The 17,323-nt window shown below is 50.8% G+C and carries 20 protein-coding genes and 1 pseudogene; 7 read left to right on the top strand and 14 right to left on the bottom strand.

Going from position 1 to position 17,323, the window contains the following annotated elements:
* Positions 1-412: 412 nt before the first annotated feature.
* Entirely contained in the window at positions 413-2,476 is a 2,064-nt protein-coding gene (locus ACN0IC_RS08895) for a peptidase domain-containing ABC transporter (RefSeq protein ID WP_416878425.1), read from the bottom strand.
* Positions 2,477-2,695: a hypothetical protein gene (locus tag ACN0IC_RS08890; RefSeq protein ID WP_416878424.1), complete on the bottom strand. Its 219-nt coding sequence runs from the start codon at positions 2,693-2,695 to the stop codon at positions 2,477-2,479.
* A gap of 151 nt (positions 2,696-2,846) precedes the next feature.
* Between ACN0IC_RS08890 and ACN0IC_RS08885 the strand changes: the two genes are divergently transcribed.
* A complete protein-coding gene (locus ACN0IC_RS08885; protein WP_416878423.1) occupies positions 2,847-3,434 on the top strand; it encodes a heme NO-binding domain-containing protein in 588 nt (195 codons plus the stop codon).
* A 4-nt stretch (positions 3,435-3,438) separates the two neighbouring features.
* On the top strand, positions 3,439-4,638 hold the full coding sequence (locus ACN0IC_RS08880) for a sensor histidine kinase (RefSeq protein WP_416878422.1): 1,200 nt from the start codon (positions 3,439-3,441) through the stop codon (positions 4,636-4,638).
* Positions 4,639-4,662: 24 nt separating this feature from the next.
* Here ACN0IC_RS08880 and ACN0IC_RS08875 read toward each other — a convergent pair whose 3' ends face one another.
* The gene (locus tag ACN0IC_RS08875) at positions 4,663-5,280 is read right to left on the bottom strand and encodes a DedA family protein (RefSeq protein ID WP_416878421.1); all 618 of its coding nucleotides are present in this window, start codon (positions 5,278-5,280) and stop codon (positions 4,663-4,665) included.
* 52 nt (positions 5,281-5,332) lie between these two features.
* Entirely contained in the window at positions 5,333-6,172 is an 840-nt protein-coding gene (dapF, locus tag ACN0IC_RS08870) for a diaminopimelate epimerase (protein WP_416878420.1), read from the bottom strand.
* 100 nt (positions 6,173-6,272) lie between these two features.
* Here dapF and ACN0IC_RS08865 point away from each other — a divergent pair, with 100 nt between their 5' ends.
* A complete protein-coding gene (locus ACN0IC_RS08865) occupies positions 6,273-8,525 on the top strand; it encodes a prolyl oligopeptidase family serine peptidase (RefSeq protein WP_416878419.1) in 2,253 nt (750 codons plus the stop codon).
* Positions 8,526-8,660: 135 nt separating this feature from the next.
* Positions 8,661-8,960, top strand: a complete 300-nt coding sequence (locus ACN0IC_RS08860; protein ID WP_416878418.1) for a GIY-YIG nuclease family protein — start codon at positions 8,661-8,663, stop codon at positions 8,958-8,960.
* A gap of 148 nt (positions 8,961-9,108) precedes the next feature.
* Here ACN0IC_RS08860 and ACN0IC_RS08855 read toward each other — a convergent pair whose 3' ends face one another.
* From ACN0IC_RS08855 to ACN0IC_RS08820, 8 genes and pseudogenes are all read right to left on the bottom strand, one after another.
* Positions 9,109-9,552: a polysaccharide lyase gene (locus ACN0IC_RS08855; protein ID WP_416878417.1), complete on the bottom strand. Its 444-nt coding sequence runs from the start codon at positions 9,550-9,552 to the stop codon at positions 9,109-9,111.
* A gap of 56 nt (positions 9,553-9,608) precedes the next feature.
* Positions 9,609-9,941 (bottom strand): annotated as a pseudogene (locus ACN0IC_RS08850) (hypothetical protein); the annotation flags it as partial.
* A complete protein-coding gene (gene fghA, locus ACN0IC_RS08845; RefSeq protein ID WP_416878416.1) occupies positions 9,925-10,767 on the bottom strand; it encodes an S-formylglutathione hydrolase in 843 nt (280 codons plus the stop codon). The gene fghA and the pseudogene ACN0IC_RS08850, both read right to left, overlap by 17 nt.
* Positions 10,757-11,191, bottom strand: a complete 435-nt coding sequence (locus ACN0IC_RS08840; RefSeq protein ID WP_416878415.1) for a type II toxin-antitoxin system VapC family toxin — start codon at positions 11,189-11,191, stop codon at positions 10,757-10,759. Before ACN0IC_RS08840 ends, fghA begins: the two co-directional genes overlap by 11 nt.
* A complete protein-coding gene (locus ACN0IC_RS08835; RefSeq protein ID WP_416878414.1) occupies positions 11,188-11,424 on the bottom strand; it encodes a FitA-like ribbon-helix-helix domain-containing protein in 237 nt (78 codons plus the stop codon). The genes ACN0IC_RS08840 and ACN0IC_RS08835 overlap by 4 nt, the downstream gene beginning before the upstream one ends.
* 78 nt (positions 11,425-11,502) lie before the next feature.
* Positions 11,503-11,880, bottom strand: a complete 378-nt coding sequence (locus ACN0IC_RS08830) for a VOC family protein (protein ID WP_416878413.1) — start codon at positions 11,878-11,880, stop codon at positions 11,503-11,505.
* A gap of 26 nt (positions 11,881-11,906) precedes the next feature.
* The gene (locus tag ACN0IC_RS08825; protein ID WP_416878412.1) at positions 11,907-12,596 is read right to left on the bottom strand and encodes an immunity protein Imm33 domain-containing protein; all 690 of its coding nucleotides are present in this window, start codon (positions 12,594-12,596) and stop codon (positions 11,907-11,909) included.
* On the bottom strand, positions 12,597-13,703 hold the full coding sequence (locus ACN0IC_RS08820; RefSeq protein WP_416878411.1) for an S-(hydroxymethyl)glutathione dehydrogenase/class III alcohol dehydrogenase: 1,107 nt from the start codon (positions 13,701-13,703) through the stop codon (positions 12,597-12,599).
* A gap of 130 nt (positions 13,704-13,833) precedes the next feature.
* Between ACN0IC_RS08820 and ACN0IC_RS08815 the strand changes: the two genes are divergently transcribed.
* The 3 genes from ACN0IC_RS08815 to ACN0IC_RS08805 all read left to right on the top strand — a co-directional run bounded on the left by ACN0IC_RS08815 (position 13,834) and on the right by ACN0IC_RS08805 (position 16,240).
* Positions 13,834-14,979, top strand: coding sequence for a histidine kinase dimerization/phosphoacceptor domain -containing protein (locus ACN0IC_RS08815; protein ID WP_416878410.1), 1,146 nt, complete (start codon positions 13,834-13,836; stop codon positions 14,977-14,979).
* A gap of 102 nt (positions 14,980-15,081) precedes the next feature.
* Positions 15,082-15,222, top strand: coding sequence for an entericidin A/B family lipoprotein (locus ACN0IC_RS08810; protein WP_415810680.1), 141 nt, complete (start codon positions 15,082-15,084; stop codon positions 15,220-15,222).
* Between the two features lie 175 nt (positions 15,223-15,397).
* Positions 15,398-16,240 (top strand): lipoprotein, encoded by an 843-nt coding sequence (locus ACN0IC_RS08805; protein ID WP_416878409.1) that lies wholly within the window; start codon positions 15,398-15,400, stop codon positions 16,238-16,240.
* Here the strand turns inward: ACN0IC_RS08805 and ACN0IC_RS08800 are convergent, their stop codons facing one another.
* Both ACN0IC_RS08800 and ACN0IC_RS08795 read right to left on the bottom strand, forming a co-directional pair.
* Positions 16,241-16,780 carry a demethoxyubiquinone hydroxylase family protein gene (locus tag ACN0IC_RS08800; protein ID WP_416878408.1) on the bottom strand — a complete coding sequence of 180 codons (540 nt, stop codon included), beginning with the start codon at positions 16,778-16,780 and terminating at the stop codon, positions 16,241-16,243.
* On the bottom strand, positions 16,767-17,270 hold the full coding sequence (locus ACN0IC_RS08795) for a disulfide bond formation protein B (RefSeq protein WP_416878407.1): 504 nt from the start codon (positions 17,268-17,270) through the stop codon (positions 16,767-16,769). The genes ACN0IC_RS08800 and ACN0IC_RS08795 overlap by 14 nt, the downstream gene beginning before the upstream one ends.
* Between the last annotated feature and the right edge of the window lie 53 nt (positions 17,271-17,323).

Genomic DNA, 17,323 nt, shown 5'->3' with positions numbered 1-17,323 from the left:
AAAATTCGGTGGCCATAATCTAAGAATTACACTTGTTTTAAATTTGACGCATAAAAAAACCCGCCGAAAGGCGGGTCATAGAATCCACATCTATACGCTTATTTTAGTCTTCGCCGTTTTCACCGGCACCGCCGATGATGATGGGAAATCCACCTGTGACGACTTCAACTTCTTCAAGAGTAAGCTCACGCATTGATTTGCTCTTTCATTAGTGTTGAGAGCACCACCATAGGTACTCTTTGTTAAAACATCAGAAACCATAATGTTTGGCAAGTATTTATTGCTCTATTTTAAAACAATCAATGGTTAATGATATGTAAACTACGTATTTTGCTAGGAATAGTTGCAAAAAAGAGACAATTTTTCCGTTTATGAGCCTGAAATTGGGGCGTCGCCTAAATTTTGGGCAGTCTTAAATCGTGATAACGATGTCCGACGCTTTAATGAAAGCCGGGCGATGTGCCACAATGATACGAGTGATTTCCAGATTGTTTATGACATCGACAATCGCTTTTTCGGTCTCTGTATCCAGATTGGCCGTGCCCTCATCCAGAAACAGAACCTTGGGATTTTGATAGAGCGCCCGTGCCAGAAGCAGCCTTTGCTTCTGTCCGCCCGACAGAATGGAGCCCATATCCCCGACAACGGAGAGGTAATTCATGGGCAAGCGGGCAATCGTTTCATGGATCTGCGCGGATTGAGCGGCTCTTTGAACGCGCTCCATATCCATTTCCGGATCGAAAAAGCTGATATTGTCCGCAATTGTGCCGGAGAGCAGGCGGTCATCCTGCATGACGACTCCTATTTGGGACCGCCAATTTGTCAGCCCGATCTCTGAAAGGGATTGCCCGTCAACGCTCAGTTCCCCGCTATCTGGCGCGTACAAGCCCAGCATGAGTTTCATGAGCGTTGTTTTTCCGCCGCCGCTCTTACCCGTCAGCGTCACCATTTGCCCGGCGGGAATATCCAGCGACCGATTTTCCAGAACCCAGGGGTCGGACTCGGCATATCGGAAGGAAACATCCTTAAGCGAGATATGCCCTTCAATCTCGGATGTCTGGCTTGTAACAGCGCGCTTCGCTTCTCTTTGCTCAAAAATAATATCGGATAAGCGGTCAAGATGAAGCGAGAGCAGGCGGAACTCTATTCCCTTTTGCAAAAGCTGAGAGACGGCATCAGTGAAATATTGGCGATAGGCCAAAAAGGCGACGAGCATACCGAGTGTAAACCCGCTGCCTTCGCCCATCATCAGCACGGCGGCGGCCCAGACCACCACAACTATTTGCAGGCCGTTGATGAGGGTTTCGGCGAATTTCTGAAGGATAAGATATTTGCCGTAATCGACATTGGCATTGATAAAGTCGGAATAAAGATTGCGCCAGGACGCTTCGCGTTCCGCCTCGCGGCCGAACAGTTTGACTGTCGTATTGGCGCGGATGGATTCTATGACATGCGTATTTTCGACCGCCTTGGCATAGATGGTTTCCTCCTGCGTACGCCGCAAATGCGGATAAATCAGCAGCGTCGCGGTGATGAGCAAAACAGCGCTAAGAAAGACAATGCCGAAGAGGAGGGGAGAGTAGAAAAACATCACCACCAGCATCAGCGCGGCCATAACGCCGTCGATCAAGACCGAAACAACAGATTGGGTCAGCGCTTCCTGTATAGGTTTGGTGCTGCCAATCCGGCTTATGATATCGCCGACATGGCGTTTTTCGAAATATCGTGTCGGCAGGCGTATCATATGGCGGAAGACGTTTCCGACCATTTGTAGGCTCATCTGATTGCCGTAAATCAGAATGGCCCAACCCCTGACCGCTTCACTGACCGCGCGAAGAACGGCAAGCCCGGCAAAGCCAATCGCCAGGCCCATGAGGAGTTGGTAATCTCCGCGCGGCAGCGCTCCGTCGACAACGAGTTGCAGGTAAAACGGACTCACCAGAATGATAAGCTGCAGGACAATCGACAGGCTTAAGGTTTGAAAAATCGCGCGTTTCAATCCGACCAGTCGTGACCAGAGCAAGGACAGGTGCGGACGCAGGCGTTCTTCCTGCGCGCTAAACTCCGCCGTCGGGGTGAGCTCCATTGCCACGCCGGTAAAATGTTTTGAAACCTTGGCTAAAGACATCACGCGCTGACCGATACCAGGGTCAATAATTTTGACTTTGTCACCTTTGACAGATTTCAGAACAACGAAATGGTTGAGATCCCAATGCAAGATGGCCGGGGTCTGGACTTTGTGAAGCTGATCAAGCTCTACGCGCAAAGGCCGGGGGGCAAAATCCAGCGTCGCGGCAATTTTCATCAGCCCGCCCAAAGACGTGCCGCTCATGGACACGAGATGCCGCCGGCGCAGAACATTCAGATCAATATCGTGTCCATGATAGCGTGCAATCATCGCCATACAGGCCAGACCGCATTCCGTCATTTCCGTTTGCAGAATAACCGGCAGGCTTTTGCGCGAAAATAAACCCATTTATCCGTCTTTTGCGCCGTTTAAAAGCCAGATGATGAGGCGCATGGATCCATCCCCGGTTTCAACCGTCAGGCCGAACAGCAAACCCATAATGACCAAAGCAAATAAAAGAATAAGCCCCGTCAGAAGCCAGCTGCTCAGCGGCCCTTTAAGCGTTACTTCGCCGTAAAGCGCGCGCGAGCGATTTTCCAAAGCTTCCTTACGAAACAAATCAGACATGAAACGGGATTACGGAATTCACGGCGATTTGACCAGAACCAAATTTTTCCGCGCTTAGAGGGGAAGAAAATCTTAGGGGTTGAGAGTTTTTTAAATCTTAGGTGGTATCAAGCAGGGTCAAAATATTCATAGCACTGAAAGCGTTAAATATATGTACGGAATGATACACAAGGGCGCCCGTCATGCCGTTATCAAAGTCTTTGGCGAGGAGTCCTGGGAGACATCTCTCTCTGTTTCGGGTCTGTCGGAAGAACATCTCATCAGCGCCGCGCATTATGACGACGTCATGACCTACAGCCTCATCGAAGCGATTTCGTTGCAATGCAATATGACCCTTAATGAGGTTCTTCGCGCCGCGGGCCGCCACTGGGTAGAATATACTATCGCGGCCGGATATGGCGATATTATTGCTTTGACAGGTAGAAATTTAGTCGAATTTATTGAAAATCTGGATCGCATGCATGAAAGTTTAAACAGAACATTGCCCAAAGCTGTTCTGCCGTCGTTTCAATTGATTTCTGCAACGCCAAATCGGCTGGAAGTTATTTATAAATCGCAACGAGACGGACTGGAGGAGTTGGTACTGGGTATTTTTGAGGGCGTTCTGGAATATTTCGATGAGCAAATGGAAATAGGGTATAAAGTCACGGAGAAAGGAACGTATTTTACTTTAAACCGTGCAGAGTGCCCGGCTGTGTTGCAAAGCAATCCCAACCCGGCATTGGATATGGCAGTCTAAGATCATGTCTCTTACGCTCGATAAGACCAGATTGGACCAATTATTTCCGGCTCATATTGAAATCGATAGGACGGCGCGTATATCCGGGCTCGGGCCGTCCTTGCAACACCATTTGACGGAAGCCGCATTTGGGGAAAAACTGCAAAATCTTTTCAAGATTGATTTTCCTCGGAAGCTGTCCTTACAGGAAAAAGAGAAAGATATTCGAGAGGCTGTCCTAACGGGGCAGGGCTTAGGGGAGGGCCTCGCTTTACGGGGCGGCGTCATGAGAACCGGGCAGGGTTTCATATTTCTGCTCGGGCATGCTTTTTGCGAGATAGAAGGGCGCACTCCGAGAGAGCTGAATTTCTCAGATTTCTCACTAACGGATAGCTCGATTGACCTGCTTTTCATCTCCAAATTCCATAAGGTCTTATTGAATGAGACCCGCGCCATGAGTCAGGAAGTCACTCAAAAGAAACGTCTTGCCGAGGCGGCAAGTCTGGCCAAGTCACAATTTCTGGCAAATATGAGTCATGAAATACGGACGCCCATGAACGGCGTATTGGGCATGGCCCAGGTTATGGCGAATTTCGACTTGCCCCCGAAGCAAAGAAAAATTTTAGATATGATACTCAGATCAGGCGAGACTTTAATGGAAATCGTCAAAGATATTCTGGAACTTTCGAAGATTGAGTCGGGAAAACTAAGTCTGAATTTCAAAGATGAAAATATCTCTGACTTAATTCGCCGAACAGTCGAATTCCATCGGGATCATGCAATCCAGAAAAACATATCCTTGGATTTAGAATTTGCGGAGGACTGCCCGGAGTTTGTGAGTATAGATGCGCTGCGATTGGGCCAATGCCTTTCAAATCTTGTCTCAAATGCGCTTAAATTTACGGAAAAAGGGTCTGTAAGCCTTCATGTTTCCTCTGAAGAATATGAGGGTTTTCACCGCTTTACAATCCGTGTCACTGATACAGGCATTGGTATCGCCAAGGAGGCTCAAGCCGAATTATTTGAGCCTTTTACCCAAGCCAATAGCTCCAAAACTCGCGAATATGGCGGCAGCGGCCTCGGTCTCTCTATCTCCCGAAAAATTGCCCGAATGATGGACGGCGATATTAAAATAAAAAGTGAGTCAGGGAAGGGATCGACTTTTACGCTTACCTTTGATGCGAATAATCCGGAAAGGTCCGGCGCTTTGGCTTATGTGGCGTGAGGTCTAATCGAAAAAGCGTGAGGTTCAATCTTCACGATTATTAAAATGGCGTTTGTCAAAGGTGATAACGCCGTAGATGTACCATACAAAAAGAAAAAGAACGACTCCCCAGGAGACGGGATTTAGCCAGTTCTCCACTTTCTGATATTGTGACTTCAAAACAAAGCCCGCTCCGGCGAGCAAACCGGTCCAAAGGAGCGTTCCAAAAGCGGAGTATAAAAGGAAGACGATAAAGTTCATATTTGCGATGCCCGCCGGGACAGAAATAAGGCTCCTGACCCCCGGGATTAATCGCCCTATGAAAACGGCCGCTTTGCCGTGGCGCTGAAACCAGCCTTCCGCGCGTTCAATATCCGATGGGGCCAGAGCGATCCACCGCCCATAGTGTGTCGAAAAATGGATTAAGCGTTCGCGTCCCATGCTCTTGCCGACAAAAAACCAGAAAACGGCCCCGGCAAGGGAACCAATTGAGCCGGCCAATATCACGGCGATAATTGAAAACTTTCCCTGCGCCGCTAAAAATCCGGCAAGCGGCATAACAATTTCAGACGGGATAGGCGGAAAGACATTTTCGATCAGCATCAATAGCGCGAGCCCGAAATAGCCGAGGGTTTCTATGATCTGTAAAATCCAGTCAAACATAGCGCTCCTATATCAGCAGGTTTGATTTTTGCGCGGGCCGGGCGGTCTACCGCTAAACCTCTCCTTCTTTCTCAAGTTCAATCGGCCCCGTCATGATGACGTGGTCATCCTCTTCTCGCCAATGAATGTGCAGGACGCCTCCGTCGACAATAACGGTCACTTTGCGGCCTGTGCGTTTTTGCCGGTGGGCGGCGACGACGGCGGCGCAGGCGCCTGTTCCGCAGGCCAATGTCATGCCGACGCCGCGTTCCCAGACTTTCAAACGGATTTTCTCTTTGCTCTCGACTTTGGCGAAACCGACATTTGTCTGCTCGGGGAAGAGGGGGTAAAACTCGACCATGGGTCCGACCAGCTCCGGCTTGGCGCGCTCGAAATCTTCGACAAAGAAGACGCAATGCGGGTTGCCCATGCTGACGGCGCCGGGGTTGTGCAAAATCGGATTGTCGATCGGGCCGATTTTGACGTCGATGTGGTGAGTGTGCATCGGTTCTTTGAGTGGAATTTCCGACCAATCCAGGCGCGGCTGGCCCATATCCACCGCCACCTGATAGGTGTCTTTCAGTTGGCAGTGAAGCAAATCCGCATTTGTCTGAACGGTGCAGTTTTCCGTTTCGGCGTCGCGCATGAAAAGCCAGGCGATACAGCGCGTGGCATTGCCGCAGGCATTGACTTCAAACCCTTTCTGATTACGAATTTCCATGAAGATATCGGCTTCAGGGGATTTCGGCTGACGCATAATAATGAGCTGATCCGCGCCCTTTTTTCCCATGACTTTGCTGCCGGGCGTGCAGATATTGATGACCTGTTCATCAGACAGGGCAAAATCCGGCTGCTGGCGGGCATCGAATAACGCAAAACGGTTTCCCGCGCCGTTCATGATTAAAAACTTCATTCTGCGCATATAGGCGCACTTGCTTCGACGCGCAAACTGGGCTTTGATAAAGTAACACCAAAATTGATTGGTTTTTCAATAACACATTGGGGAGATAGTGATGACACTGTCCAAATTTAAAACGGGCTTGCTTTTAGGGTCAGCCTTACTTCTGACCGCCTGTAACGGCGACACAACGACAGAAACTGCTGAGGCCACAAAAGCTTCCGCAGAAATGGCCAGCTCTGACGATATGGCGACAAAGGATACAGATTATAAAATGGTAACTTACGACACACCCGGTCAAACGGATGAAGATCACCTCTATCTGGAAGAGGTTCTGGGCGAAGAGGCGCTGGATCAGGTCAGGACCTGGAACAAGCGTACGCTCGATGAGCTAATGGCCGACCCTCGTTTTGAGGAGATGCAAGCCGAAGCGCTGGAAATTCTGAACTCCAAGGATAAAATTCCTTATGTGTCCTATCGCGGCGGCGAAGTGCATAATTTCTGGCAGGACGCCGACCATGTGCGCGGCATCTGGCGCAAATCCACCCTGGACAGTTATCTTGGCGAAAATACATCCTGGGAAACGGTTCTGGATTTCGACAAACTGGCCGAAGCGGAAGACAAAAACTGGGTGTATAAAGGCAATAGCTGCCTGCCGCCGGAATATGCCCATTGTATTGTCAATCTCTCGGATGGCGGTAAAGACGCCGTGGTTCGGCGCGAATTTAACGCCGAGACTAAATCCTTTGTTGATGACGGTTTCGTCACCGAGGAATCCAAAGGCACGGCTTCCTGGCTGGACGCGGATCATCAGGTCATCGGTGTCGATTTCGGCGAAGGCACAATGACCGATTCCGGCTATCCGATGGTGGCCAAACTCTGGACCCGCGGCACGCCGCTGTCCGAGGCGGTTGAGCTTGGACGCGGAGAGAAAACGGATGTGGGCTACTGGCCCGGCGTGTTCGAGCTGTCCGATGGCCGCCGCGAAATTATTATCTCCCGCTCCAAAACATTCTACGACTCCGAAGTCTTCTGGGTCCCGATGGAGGACGGCGCGCCGCAGGCCCCGATCCAATTCCCCATCCCGGCCAAATCCGATCTCGGCAGCGAGTTTAAAGGGCAGGTTCTTTTGTCTTTGAACGAAGACTGGCGCGGATTTAAATCCGGCGACCTGGTCAGCTTCGGCATCGAGGATTTCATGGAAGACGGCGAAATCGCCGATGTCCACCTGGTGTACAGCCCGGATGAAAAGTCGTCGCTCAATGGCTACGGCGTGACCAAATCCAAAGTGCTTATGAGCGTTTCCCGCGACGTGGCTGGCAGAGCTTACGCCTTTGACTGGAACGGCGAAGACTGGACCAGCACGCCGCTCGACTTCCCGGAAAACGGATCGGTCAATATCGGCGCGACCAATGACAAGGAAGACATTGCCTTTATCAGTACGGAAAGCTTCCTCACCCCCGACACGCTCTGGACGTTCAACACGGAGACAATGGAAAAAGCGCAAGCCAAATCCCTACCGAGCTGGTTTGACGCCGATAACATGGTCGCCGAGCAATTTTTCTCGACCTCGAAAGACGGCACGAAAATCCCGTATTTCGTTGTTCGGAACAAAGACATCGAAATGGACGGCACGAACCCGACTCTGCTTTACGGCTATGGCGGTTTCGAGATTTCGCTGAACCCGAGCTATAGCGCCACGCGCGGTAAGCTCTGGCTCGAAAATGGCGGCGTCTATGTGCTGTCCAATATTCGAGGCGGCGGGGAATACGGCCCGAAATGGCATCAGGCCGGTCTCAAGACCAATCGTCAGCGCATCTATGATGACTTTATTTCCGTGGCGGAAGATCTGATCGACAAGGGCATTACGTCTCCTGAACATCTCGGCGTCGAAGGCGGCTCCAATGGCGGTCTTCTGACGGGCGTGATGTATACGCAGCGTCCCGATCTGATTAATGCGGCGATTGTGGCGGTGCCTCTGCTCGATATGCTGCGCTTTAACAAGCTGCTCGCCGGCGCGTCCTGGATGGGCGAATATGGCGATCCGGACGATGAGTCCAAGCCGGAAGAACGGGAATTCCTGCGCAAGATCTCGCCCTATCACAACATCCGTGCCGACGTGGATTATCCCGAAGTGTTCTTTGTCACCTCCACCAAAGACGACCGCGTCCATCCCGGCCACGCCCGGAAAACGGCCATGCGGATGGAAGATCAGGACCACGACTTCCTCTATTATGAAAATATCGACGGCGGTCATTCCGCGGCGGCAAACCTCAAGGAAACCGCCAAGCGCCTGGCCTTGCAGCATGTCTATCTGATGCAGAAGCTGAGCGATAAGCCGGCGGATGGAGAGATGAGCGAAGAGTAGATCGTAATTCTGTCATTCCGCACGTAGCGAAGCGAAGATGCGGAAGGTCGAGAGGGCGTGAGCCTTCTTTAAGGCGGTTCCCAACCTCTCGGCCTTCCGGGTTCGCTTCGCGCCCCGGAATGACAGGTTAAGGGTATGAAAAAATCCTATTACATTTACATCCTCGCCAGTCGCTGGCGAGGCGCGACTTATATCGGCGTCACGAACGATCTACACATGCGTTTACAAGAACATCGCGATCCGAAATCGACCGGTTATGCCAAGAAATGGTCAATCGCCAAATTAGTTTATTTGGAAGAGTTCAATTATATCAACGATGCCATCGCTTATGAAAAGAAACTCAAAAAGTGGCGTAAGCCGTGGAAGTTTGATTTGATCGAGAAGCACAATCCCGATTGGTCAGATCTTTTTGAATTATATCCCAATGATCTATAATCCTGTCATTCCGCGCTTGACGCGGAAGGTCGAGAGAGTGTGAGCCTTCTTTAAGGCGGTTTCCAACCTCTCGGCCTTCCGGGTTCTCCTGCGGAGCCCCGGAATGACAGCTGTGTTGAGATCAGAAAAGAGAGCTTCGGCTCTCTTTTTAATATCCTAAGTCGCGGTGCGGGCGCTTTCTTATACAATGTCCGCGATAAACACCGATATTATCAAATCTTGCCGTGAGATTTCTGTATCGGCCTTCTTTGTCTTTCGGAGCCCATTCAGGTGTATTCCCGCCAAAAAAACTGTGAAAGGCAAGGGTGGTGATCGGGGAATTTTCGCCCGGGGCGTAAAAATCCAACTCGCCTAATTCGCTTATTTTCTCACCGTTCATCCAGACCTCGCTTTTTCCGAATATAAGATCTGTATAAAGTGAAAGCGAAACCCAGCTTCCTATAGGAAGAGATCTATCAGAAACGGCCTGACTGTCCTCACCCCATTTATGCGGCAGATTTTGATGATAGCTATAGGTAACGAGCTTTCCGCCCTCGCGCCACATGATACGGTTTGACCATTCAGCAGGTTCGACAGTATACGGTTTGACCATTCAGCAGGTTCGACAGTCTCTCCACCCCAGGCCGGTGTGTCCGGTGCAAAACCGGGAAGCTTTCCCCCGCGCACAAAATCGAAACCCGGTTCAAACCAGACATCGAAACTGAGTGTAGCCGAGTCTAAAGGGGGTAGGTCAAGGTGTCGTGTGTTTCGTTCGCTACCGACGTGATTGCCAATAAATGTCGCGACAAGATAATTATTATCGGTGTCATCACCGAGAGCATAATTCGGGTCTTGAGTCAGCGCTAAAACGTTTGGTGACTCTGGACTATCGAAACTCTCCAGAATGACCGGAAAATTTTCGCAGACTTCGGCTGTGTGGGCGGACTGGCATCCGCTCACTGCGAGGCAAGTCGTAAGAATAAATCTATTTAGCCAAGGCATCCGCATGCCAACGTAGATGGTCTTCCATAAAGGTTGCGACGAAATAATAGCTATGGTCATAGCCTTCCTGGAGGCGGGAGGTGAGCTTTTGTCCCGCCGCTTCGCAAACGCCTTTGAAAATTTCGGGTTTCAGATGCACTTCGCGGAAATCGTCGGCCAGGCCTGTATCAATCAGGATATGCGCCTCTGTGGTATGGCCGGAGCGCACGAGCTCCGTCGCATCATAGGCCGCCCAGGCGGATTTATCTTTGCCGAGATAGGCGGTGAAGGCTTTTTCGCCCCATGGCACAACAGACGGGCTGGTAATCGGGGAAAAGGCGGAACAGCTCTTGAAATGATCCGGGTTTTTCAACGCAAAGGTAATCGCGCCGTGCCCGCCCATGGAATGACCAAACACGCCCTGACGCTCCATATCTCCGCTGAAATTCTTGGCGACCAGACGCGTCAGTTCCGACAGGATATATTTATCCATCTTGTAATGCTGGGCCCACGGCTCTTGTGTCGCGGTCAGGTAAAACCCCGCGCCTTGGCCGAGATCATAAGCCTCGTCATTGGCAACGCCGTCACCGCGCGGTGACGTATCCGGCGCAATGATCATCAGACCGAGCTCTGAGGCCACGCGCTGAAGGCCGGATTTCTCCATCACATTTGACCAGTTGCAGGTCAGGCCCGAAAGGTACCAAAGGACAGGAAAGGGCCCGTCTTGTCCGTTTTTGGGGGGAGGCGTATAAACCGCAAAGGTCATGGGCGTGCCGGTGACTTTGCTGCCATGCTCATGCACGGACAGTTTGCCGCCAAAGGATGTCCATTCGGATTTAGTTTTCATAGTTTTTCGCCAATTGTGATAATTCAATAATCTCGACTTTGAAATTGGAGCTTTCAATTTTACGAACGAACTTCTTATCCGCCGTTAAAAATGGAAGTGACATCATTTTTGCGCAAACCGCATAATAGCAGTCATACACGGGATGATTTAAATCTATGGAAAGCTTTATTGCGTCGGCGCCCATGCTTCCGGTCGGGGATTGATCAATCATGCTCGGAAGCATGTTAATGGAGACCATGGCCGCTTCTACAGACATATCACCTGATAATACATATTTGCGTAAGGCACTTGATGTTTCTGAAATGATTAAATCCGGGGCAAAGGGCCGTTTCTTATAAAAAAGAGTTTCGATGAATTCGGAGTGCTCAATATTCACAAAAAAACGGACAGCGATATTGGCGTCGATGACAAAATCTGCATTCACAGAAATAGTTTTCCATGATTTGTATCGCGGTCTTCGCGTATGATATCTTCCGGAGGCCGAATAGGCCGTTTTGTTGTTTTGCGAATTTCTGCCGCTTTGGTCATTAATTGACTCTGAGTGGGTTTTACTTCGCTTGTCAAAATATCCCGCAAATATTGCTCCAGAGATAGGCCCGCCGCTTTGGCTTTGGCTTTCAAACTGACGACCACGGCGTCATCCAAATTTCTGATCAAAACCTGTCCCATTTAAAAATGATAGCATAATGCTATCATTTTCGCAATATTTATTAATCACGGGCCAAAGCTGGGTCTCTATTTAGGTGCATCCGTCCAGAAGGCGCAGATTTTATTTCCAATCGGATCGCGAAGATAAGCGCCGTAATTATCGCCGGGCGCGCCGTCGCGTTTGCCGGGCTTGCCCTCACAGCGTCCGCCATTGGCGCATCCTGCCGCGTGAAACGCGTCGACCTGTTCTTTGGTTTCCGCCTTGAACCCGATCGTGCCGCCATTGCCGAAAGTCGCGCTCTGGCCGTCCCGCGGTGCGCCGACGCCAAAATGTCCGCCATTATGCGAATAAAAGGCGCGGTCACCGACATGTTGCCCCTTTATGCCGAGCGCCCCTAAGGTCGCGTCATAGAATTTGATGGATTCCTGTGGGTCATTCGCCCCGACCATGATGTGTGTGAACATAGGTTTCCTTTTTATACTTTGAGGAACTACTCTGGCAAAAATTCGTACCCATTTGTATCAAAATTTCTTTCCCAATAGTCACCAATAGGCTTCTCGATCAAATGTATCCAACTATCATCTTCATTTAGCACTTTTCCAAGCGCAATGTAACTAATAGGTCGGTCTGCTAATTCTTCGTCGGTTAATCCGCGATAATCACCCCGAATACGCCACCCACTATCTGGATATTTGTCGTCCTCAGGTGCTGGATCGGGTTCTTCCCGATAAACAAGATGAACTTTCTTGCTTCCATCTAAAACACATTTATCCACGATACAGCGGTTCCAATATTGTTTTGATTGAAGGCGATAAAGCTTCTCCTTATCTTGATTATGGAATTGAACATCAATTACATTCCATTTTTGAAATTCAATTTCATCGCCAGCTTTTAATTGTGGTATATCAAATGGGTCATTATCCAAGACCCCTTTAAGTTTGTCGTCATAAACATCTGTTACCTGAACCCACATGCGTTCAGCACCCCACTCCCAACCGGTAGACACACTACGGAAAATTAGTTGCACTATATCGCCAGTCTCAATCGCATCTAAGCGTTCTGAAATCGGCAAAAAAAACGTGTAGGGAGCGGATTTTGCAATAGGCCGAGGGTCATCCAATTCGTATTTTCCGAACAATTTCCTACGCAGGTTATAAAGGGTTTTCTTTAGCTCCCGCACTTAAAACTCCACAACGCTCCGGATGCTTTTGCCTTCATGCATCAAATCAAATGCTTTGTTGATATCTTCAAGCGGCATTTTGTGCGTAATCAGGCTGTCGATATCGATGCGGCCGTCCATATACATATCGACGATTTTGGGCACGTCTGTGCGGCCTCTTGCGCCGCCAAAAGCGGAGCCGCGCCAGACGCGGCCGGTGACGAGCTGGAAGGGACGGGTCTGAATTTCCGCGCCGGCGGGAGCCACGCCGATAATGACGCTCTCGCCCCAGCCCTTGTGACAACATTCCAGCGCGTCGCGCATGACATCAACATTGCCGATACATTCAAAAGAATAATCCGCGCCGCCGCCGGTGAGCTCGACCAGATGTCCGACCAGATCGTCATGGTCTTTGGGATTGACGAAATGGGTCATGCCGAATTGCTTGCCGAGCGCTTCGCGGGCCGGGTTGATATCCACGCCGACAATCTGGCGCGCGCCGATCAGGCGAAGGCCCTGCAGAACATTCAGGCCAATCCCGCCAAGGCCAAAGACAACGGCGGTGGAATTCGGCTCGACCTTGGCGGTGAACATGACCGCGCCGATTCCGGTAGTAACGCCGCAGCCGATATAACAGATTTTATCAAACGGCGCGTCCTTGCGAACTTTGGCAAGGCTGATTTCCGGTAAAACGGTGAAATTGGAAAAGGTCGAAGTCCCCATATAGTGCAGGATTTTTTCGCCCTTATAGGAAAAACGCGACGTGCCGTTTGGCATCACGCCTTTCCCTTGGGTGCCGCGGACCTTCTGGCAGAGGTTTGTTTTCGGATTCAGACAATATTCGCATTCACGGCATTCAGCCGTATAAAGCGGGATAACGTGGTCGCCGGGCTTGAGCGAGGTGACGCCTTTGCCGACCTCGCGGACAATCCCCGCGCCTTCATGGCCGAGAACCGCGGGAAAAGCTCCTTCCGGGTCGTCACCGGACAGCGTGAACGCATCCGTGTGGCAGACACCCGTCGCCATGATTTCCACCAGAACTTCCCCTTGCTGGGGCCCTTCCAGATCAAGTTCGACAATTTCGAGGGGTTTGCCAGCTTCAAAAGCAACGGCGGCGCGGGTTTTCATAGGAACTCCAGAGGAATTTAAGTTTCAAATTAACATAGGTTTAAACTATGATAAATTTGTTTGATTTTGGATTATAAAATAGTAATCGAAAACACTGGCGCATGAAAGCGTAGAGTTTTACAGGTGATGAATGAAGGCCGACTTACATCCTATGGAAGATATTCGGATCGCCGCTTTGTCGGCAGCGAATATTCTGGATACACCGCCTGACCCGAAATTCGACGCCATTACTGATTTACTGCGTGATTTTTGCGACGTCCCTGTCGCTCTGGTCAGCCTGGTCGATAGTGACCGCCAATGGTTTAAATCGGTCAAGGGGCTGGATATTTGCGAAACGCCGATTGAACAATCCATTTGCGCCCATACCATATTGCAGACAGAACTTTTTGTGATTCCCGATACGTGGAAAGATGACCGCACGGTAAATAACCCGCTTTGCCGCGAAGACTTCATGTCCGGCAAACCGTTTCGTTTCTACGCCGGCATGCCGCTCAACAGCCCGACCGGACAGCCTCTCGGCTCTCTTTGTATTCTGGATTACACGCCGCGTTCTCTGACAGAGAAGCAAATGAAATTGCTAAGCGTCATGGGAGAGCAGGTTGAGACCCTTATCGAACTGAACCAGAACGTTGCGGATCAGGAAATACTGACCAATGAAATGGATCACAGGGTTAAAAACTCTCTGCAATCCGTATTGTCCATGATTCGTCTCTATAGCTCCCGCGCGGAGAAAGATAAGGCATTGGGGCCGTCCGGCCGCGAAGCGTTCAAGGCGGTTCAGCGCCGCGTCGAGTCTATTGCTCTGTTGCATGAGGAATTGCATCAGGCGCAATCCTCGGGAAATATTAATCTCAAAACCTATCTCGGGAAAATTATCAAACTTCTGCAGACCTCGGCTCCCCCCAATGTGCAGCTGAAGGGCAGGTTTGAAGAGTTATCCGTTTCTTCGCATGAAGCCACGGCTATTGCGGTTATCGTCAGTGAATTTTCTGCCAATTCCATCAAGCACGCTTTCCCGGAGGGTCGGGACGGCATTGTCACCTTCACCGTCGAGACCGCTTCAGAGGGCGGCATAAGGCTGCTTTGCCAGGATAATGGCGTGGGCGGAGACGCAGATTTGAGAGAAACTGCGGAAAACAAGGTCGATGGCCTCGGGCTACGTCTTATGGAAGCTTCAGCCTCGCAGGTCGAAGGTATTATGGAGCGCGGTCCAACGGAAAACGGATATCAATTGGAACTTATAATTCCGCCTGACACGCCAGCGGCCGCCGACTAGAAATATCACGTCTTTGATTATTTTATCTTTTTGCAGAATAAAAATGGGAACCGAGCCGCTTTAAACGGGTTTAATCTCTATCACTAATCAAGGGAGTATCCTGTGAAACACTTTAACATTCGTAACTTTCTAGCCGCTATTGTCGCTATGTCTGCTCTTTCCATCACGGCCTGTAACACTGTTGAAGGTGTCGGCGAAGATACTGAAAGCGTCGGCCGCACGATTGACGATGCTGCCAATTAAGATTTTCTGAGTTAACATTAAAAAACCCGCCTTTCCTGATCAGGAAAGTGCGGGTTTTTCTATGGGCGGTAATGATATCTTGGACGTGTCTCCAAATAATTTGATCGCGCCGGAACGCGGATCTCGTATTTGCGTAAAATATACATCTTGCTTCAATTGAAATTCAAGGATCGTCATGACCCGTTTAGCTCGCCGCCATACTCCCCTCACTTTTATCTACGGACTCCTTGCCGTTGGCGCTCTGGCGGGATGTAGCCAAGCCGGGCCTGATCAGATGCCCGAAAACCAGACCGAAAATACGCAATCTGCTTCCGAGACGATGCCCGAAAACTCTCAAGCGCAATCGGACAATGAGACTGAGACGGTGACAGCAGATACGCCCATTAACTCCGAAAACTACGCAGAGGTGATGGAGGCCCGGTTCCGAGAATATGACGCTCTGGAATTCAAACCGATAGGGATCAGCGGGTTGTCCTGCGGTGATAATTGCTATGTCGAATATACGCCGGCGATTGAGGGCGGCGCTGATACAACAGCTCTATGCGGGGCGCCGGAATGCGAGGCCTGGATCGCCGCAGGCGAGATTCCGCAGGAGTTTCTCGGCGCGGCGAAAGCCAAATTTGACACTGCGCCGCAACGTGACGCCGCGGGGAATGTTATGGACGAAAATTTCCCCCGTATTGTGGCCTTTCAAGATTTGGGCGAGAGAAAAACGCGCTACGGAACTTTCCGACTACCGTTAGATAACGGAACCTACGTGATCGAAGGGGAAAGCTGCACGTCTCCGGCCAATGCCGGACGACGACGCGTGGAAGGGGGCTGGATTTCCGGCTCTGCGACACGGGATTGCCGTTTCTATATGGAGTCCGAAACGGATGGCACTTATGTCGGAATTAATGACTGTGTTGATACCTATACAGACGAGCGCAGCGATACCGATATGACCGTAACCGTCATTGACAGTGAAACCTTCGAACTGGAGGGGCGCAGTTATCGTCTGTGCCCAAACGAGCCATAACTATATTTTTTCGGTGATTTTAATGGCCGCCAGACACCCTTGTCGGATAAAGCGTGACAACAGGCCATAGGCAGGGGCGTCTTTGGCCCCGCCTTCCACGGCAATATCGCGGTGATGCAGTTCATCTTCGCGAAACTCGGCGAATGTGGCGGCAAGTTCGGGTTCTACGTCAGCAATTTCTTCGGACTGGCTGCCATAGTGCTGCTCGATAACGGTCTCGACCGCTTCGGTGCAGGCATGGGCGGCTTTTTCGCCCATCAGCGCCGTGACAACGCCCAGACCATAACCGGCCACATTCCAGATAGGCGTCATGGCGGTGGGACGCACATTTCGTTCCACCAAAAGCTTGTCAAACGCGTCCAGGTGCTTTTGCTCTTCGTCCTGCATTTCCTGCAATTGATCCGCCATCTCTTTGGTCTTCGGATTTGCGCCAAAGACGGCCTTCTGGCCTTTGTAAATAGCCACAGCGCCGTATTCCCCCGCGTGATCGACGCGGAGCATTTCGGCAATTCTAGGATTGGTTCTCTTAGCGTTTGGCATGTCTAAACCCTAACACAGCCGTCACGACAGCGCCACCGAGCGAGAGCAGGGCGTTCCATGTCGCCATCGACAGGCCGAGGAAAACCCAGACCGCGTCGGAACATGAAGGCGGCATAATTTTCTTGTCGAGATTGGCAAAAGGATCGCCGCCCGAAAAATCAGGCAAAGCTCCACTGCCGCCCGAGCAGGTTTTCGGCCCGTCCCACCATTTAAATTCGACGCCGGCATGGTAAAAAGCGAGTCCCGCACTCCCCAGCAGTAAAAATACAAGCAAAAGCGTCAGAGCCTTATGCAAAGGCAGTCCCATCCGGGCCATGATCAGGGCAAGCACCGCCACAATCACCACCGCCTTGTGAATATGGCGCTGCCAGTAACACATAGTGCAGGGCTGATAGCCAAATCCGTATTGAGACACCCAAGCGCCGATCAAAAGCCCGCCCGAAAGCAGCAAGGCAAAAAGCGGGGCGCGGTAAGAAGGAGCAATCAACATGAACATGATATAGGTGAGCGCGGCGGGTCTGTCATGTGACAGATTGGCAGGAT

The organism is Litorimonas sp. (genome assembly GCA_029936425.1).
Taxonomy (GTDB): domain Bacteria; phylum Pseudomonadota; class Alphaproteobacteria; order Caulobacterales; family Maricaulaceae; genus Litorimonas.
Note: the sequence above shows the minus strand (reverse complement) of the source record. Positions and strands in the feature narration are given on the sequence as shown.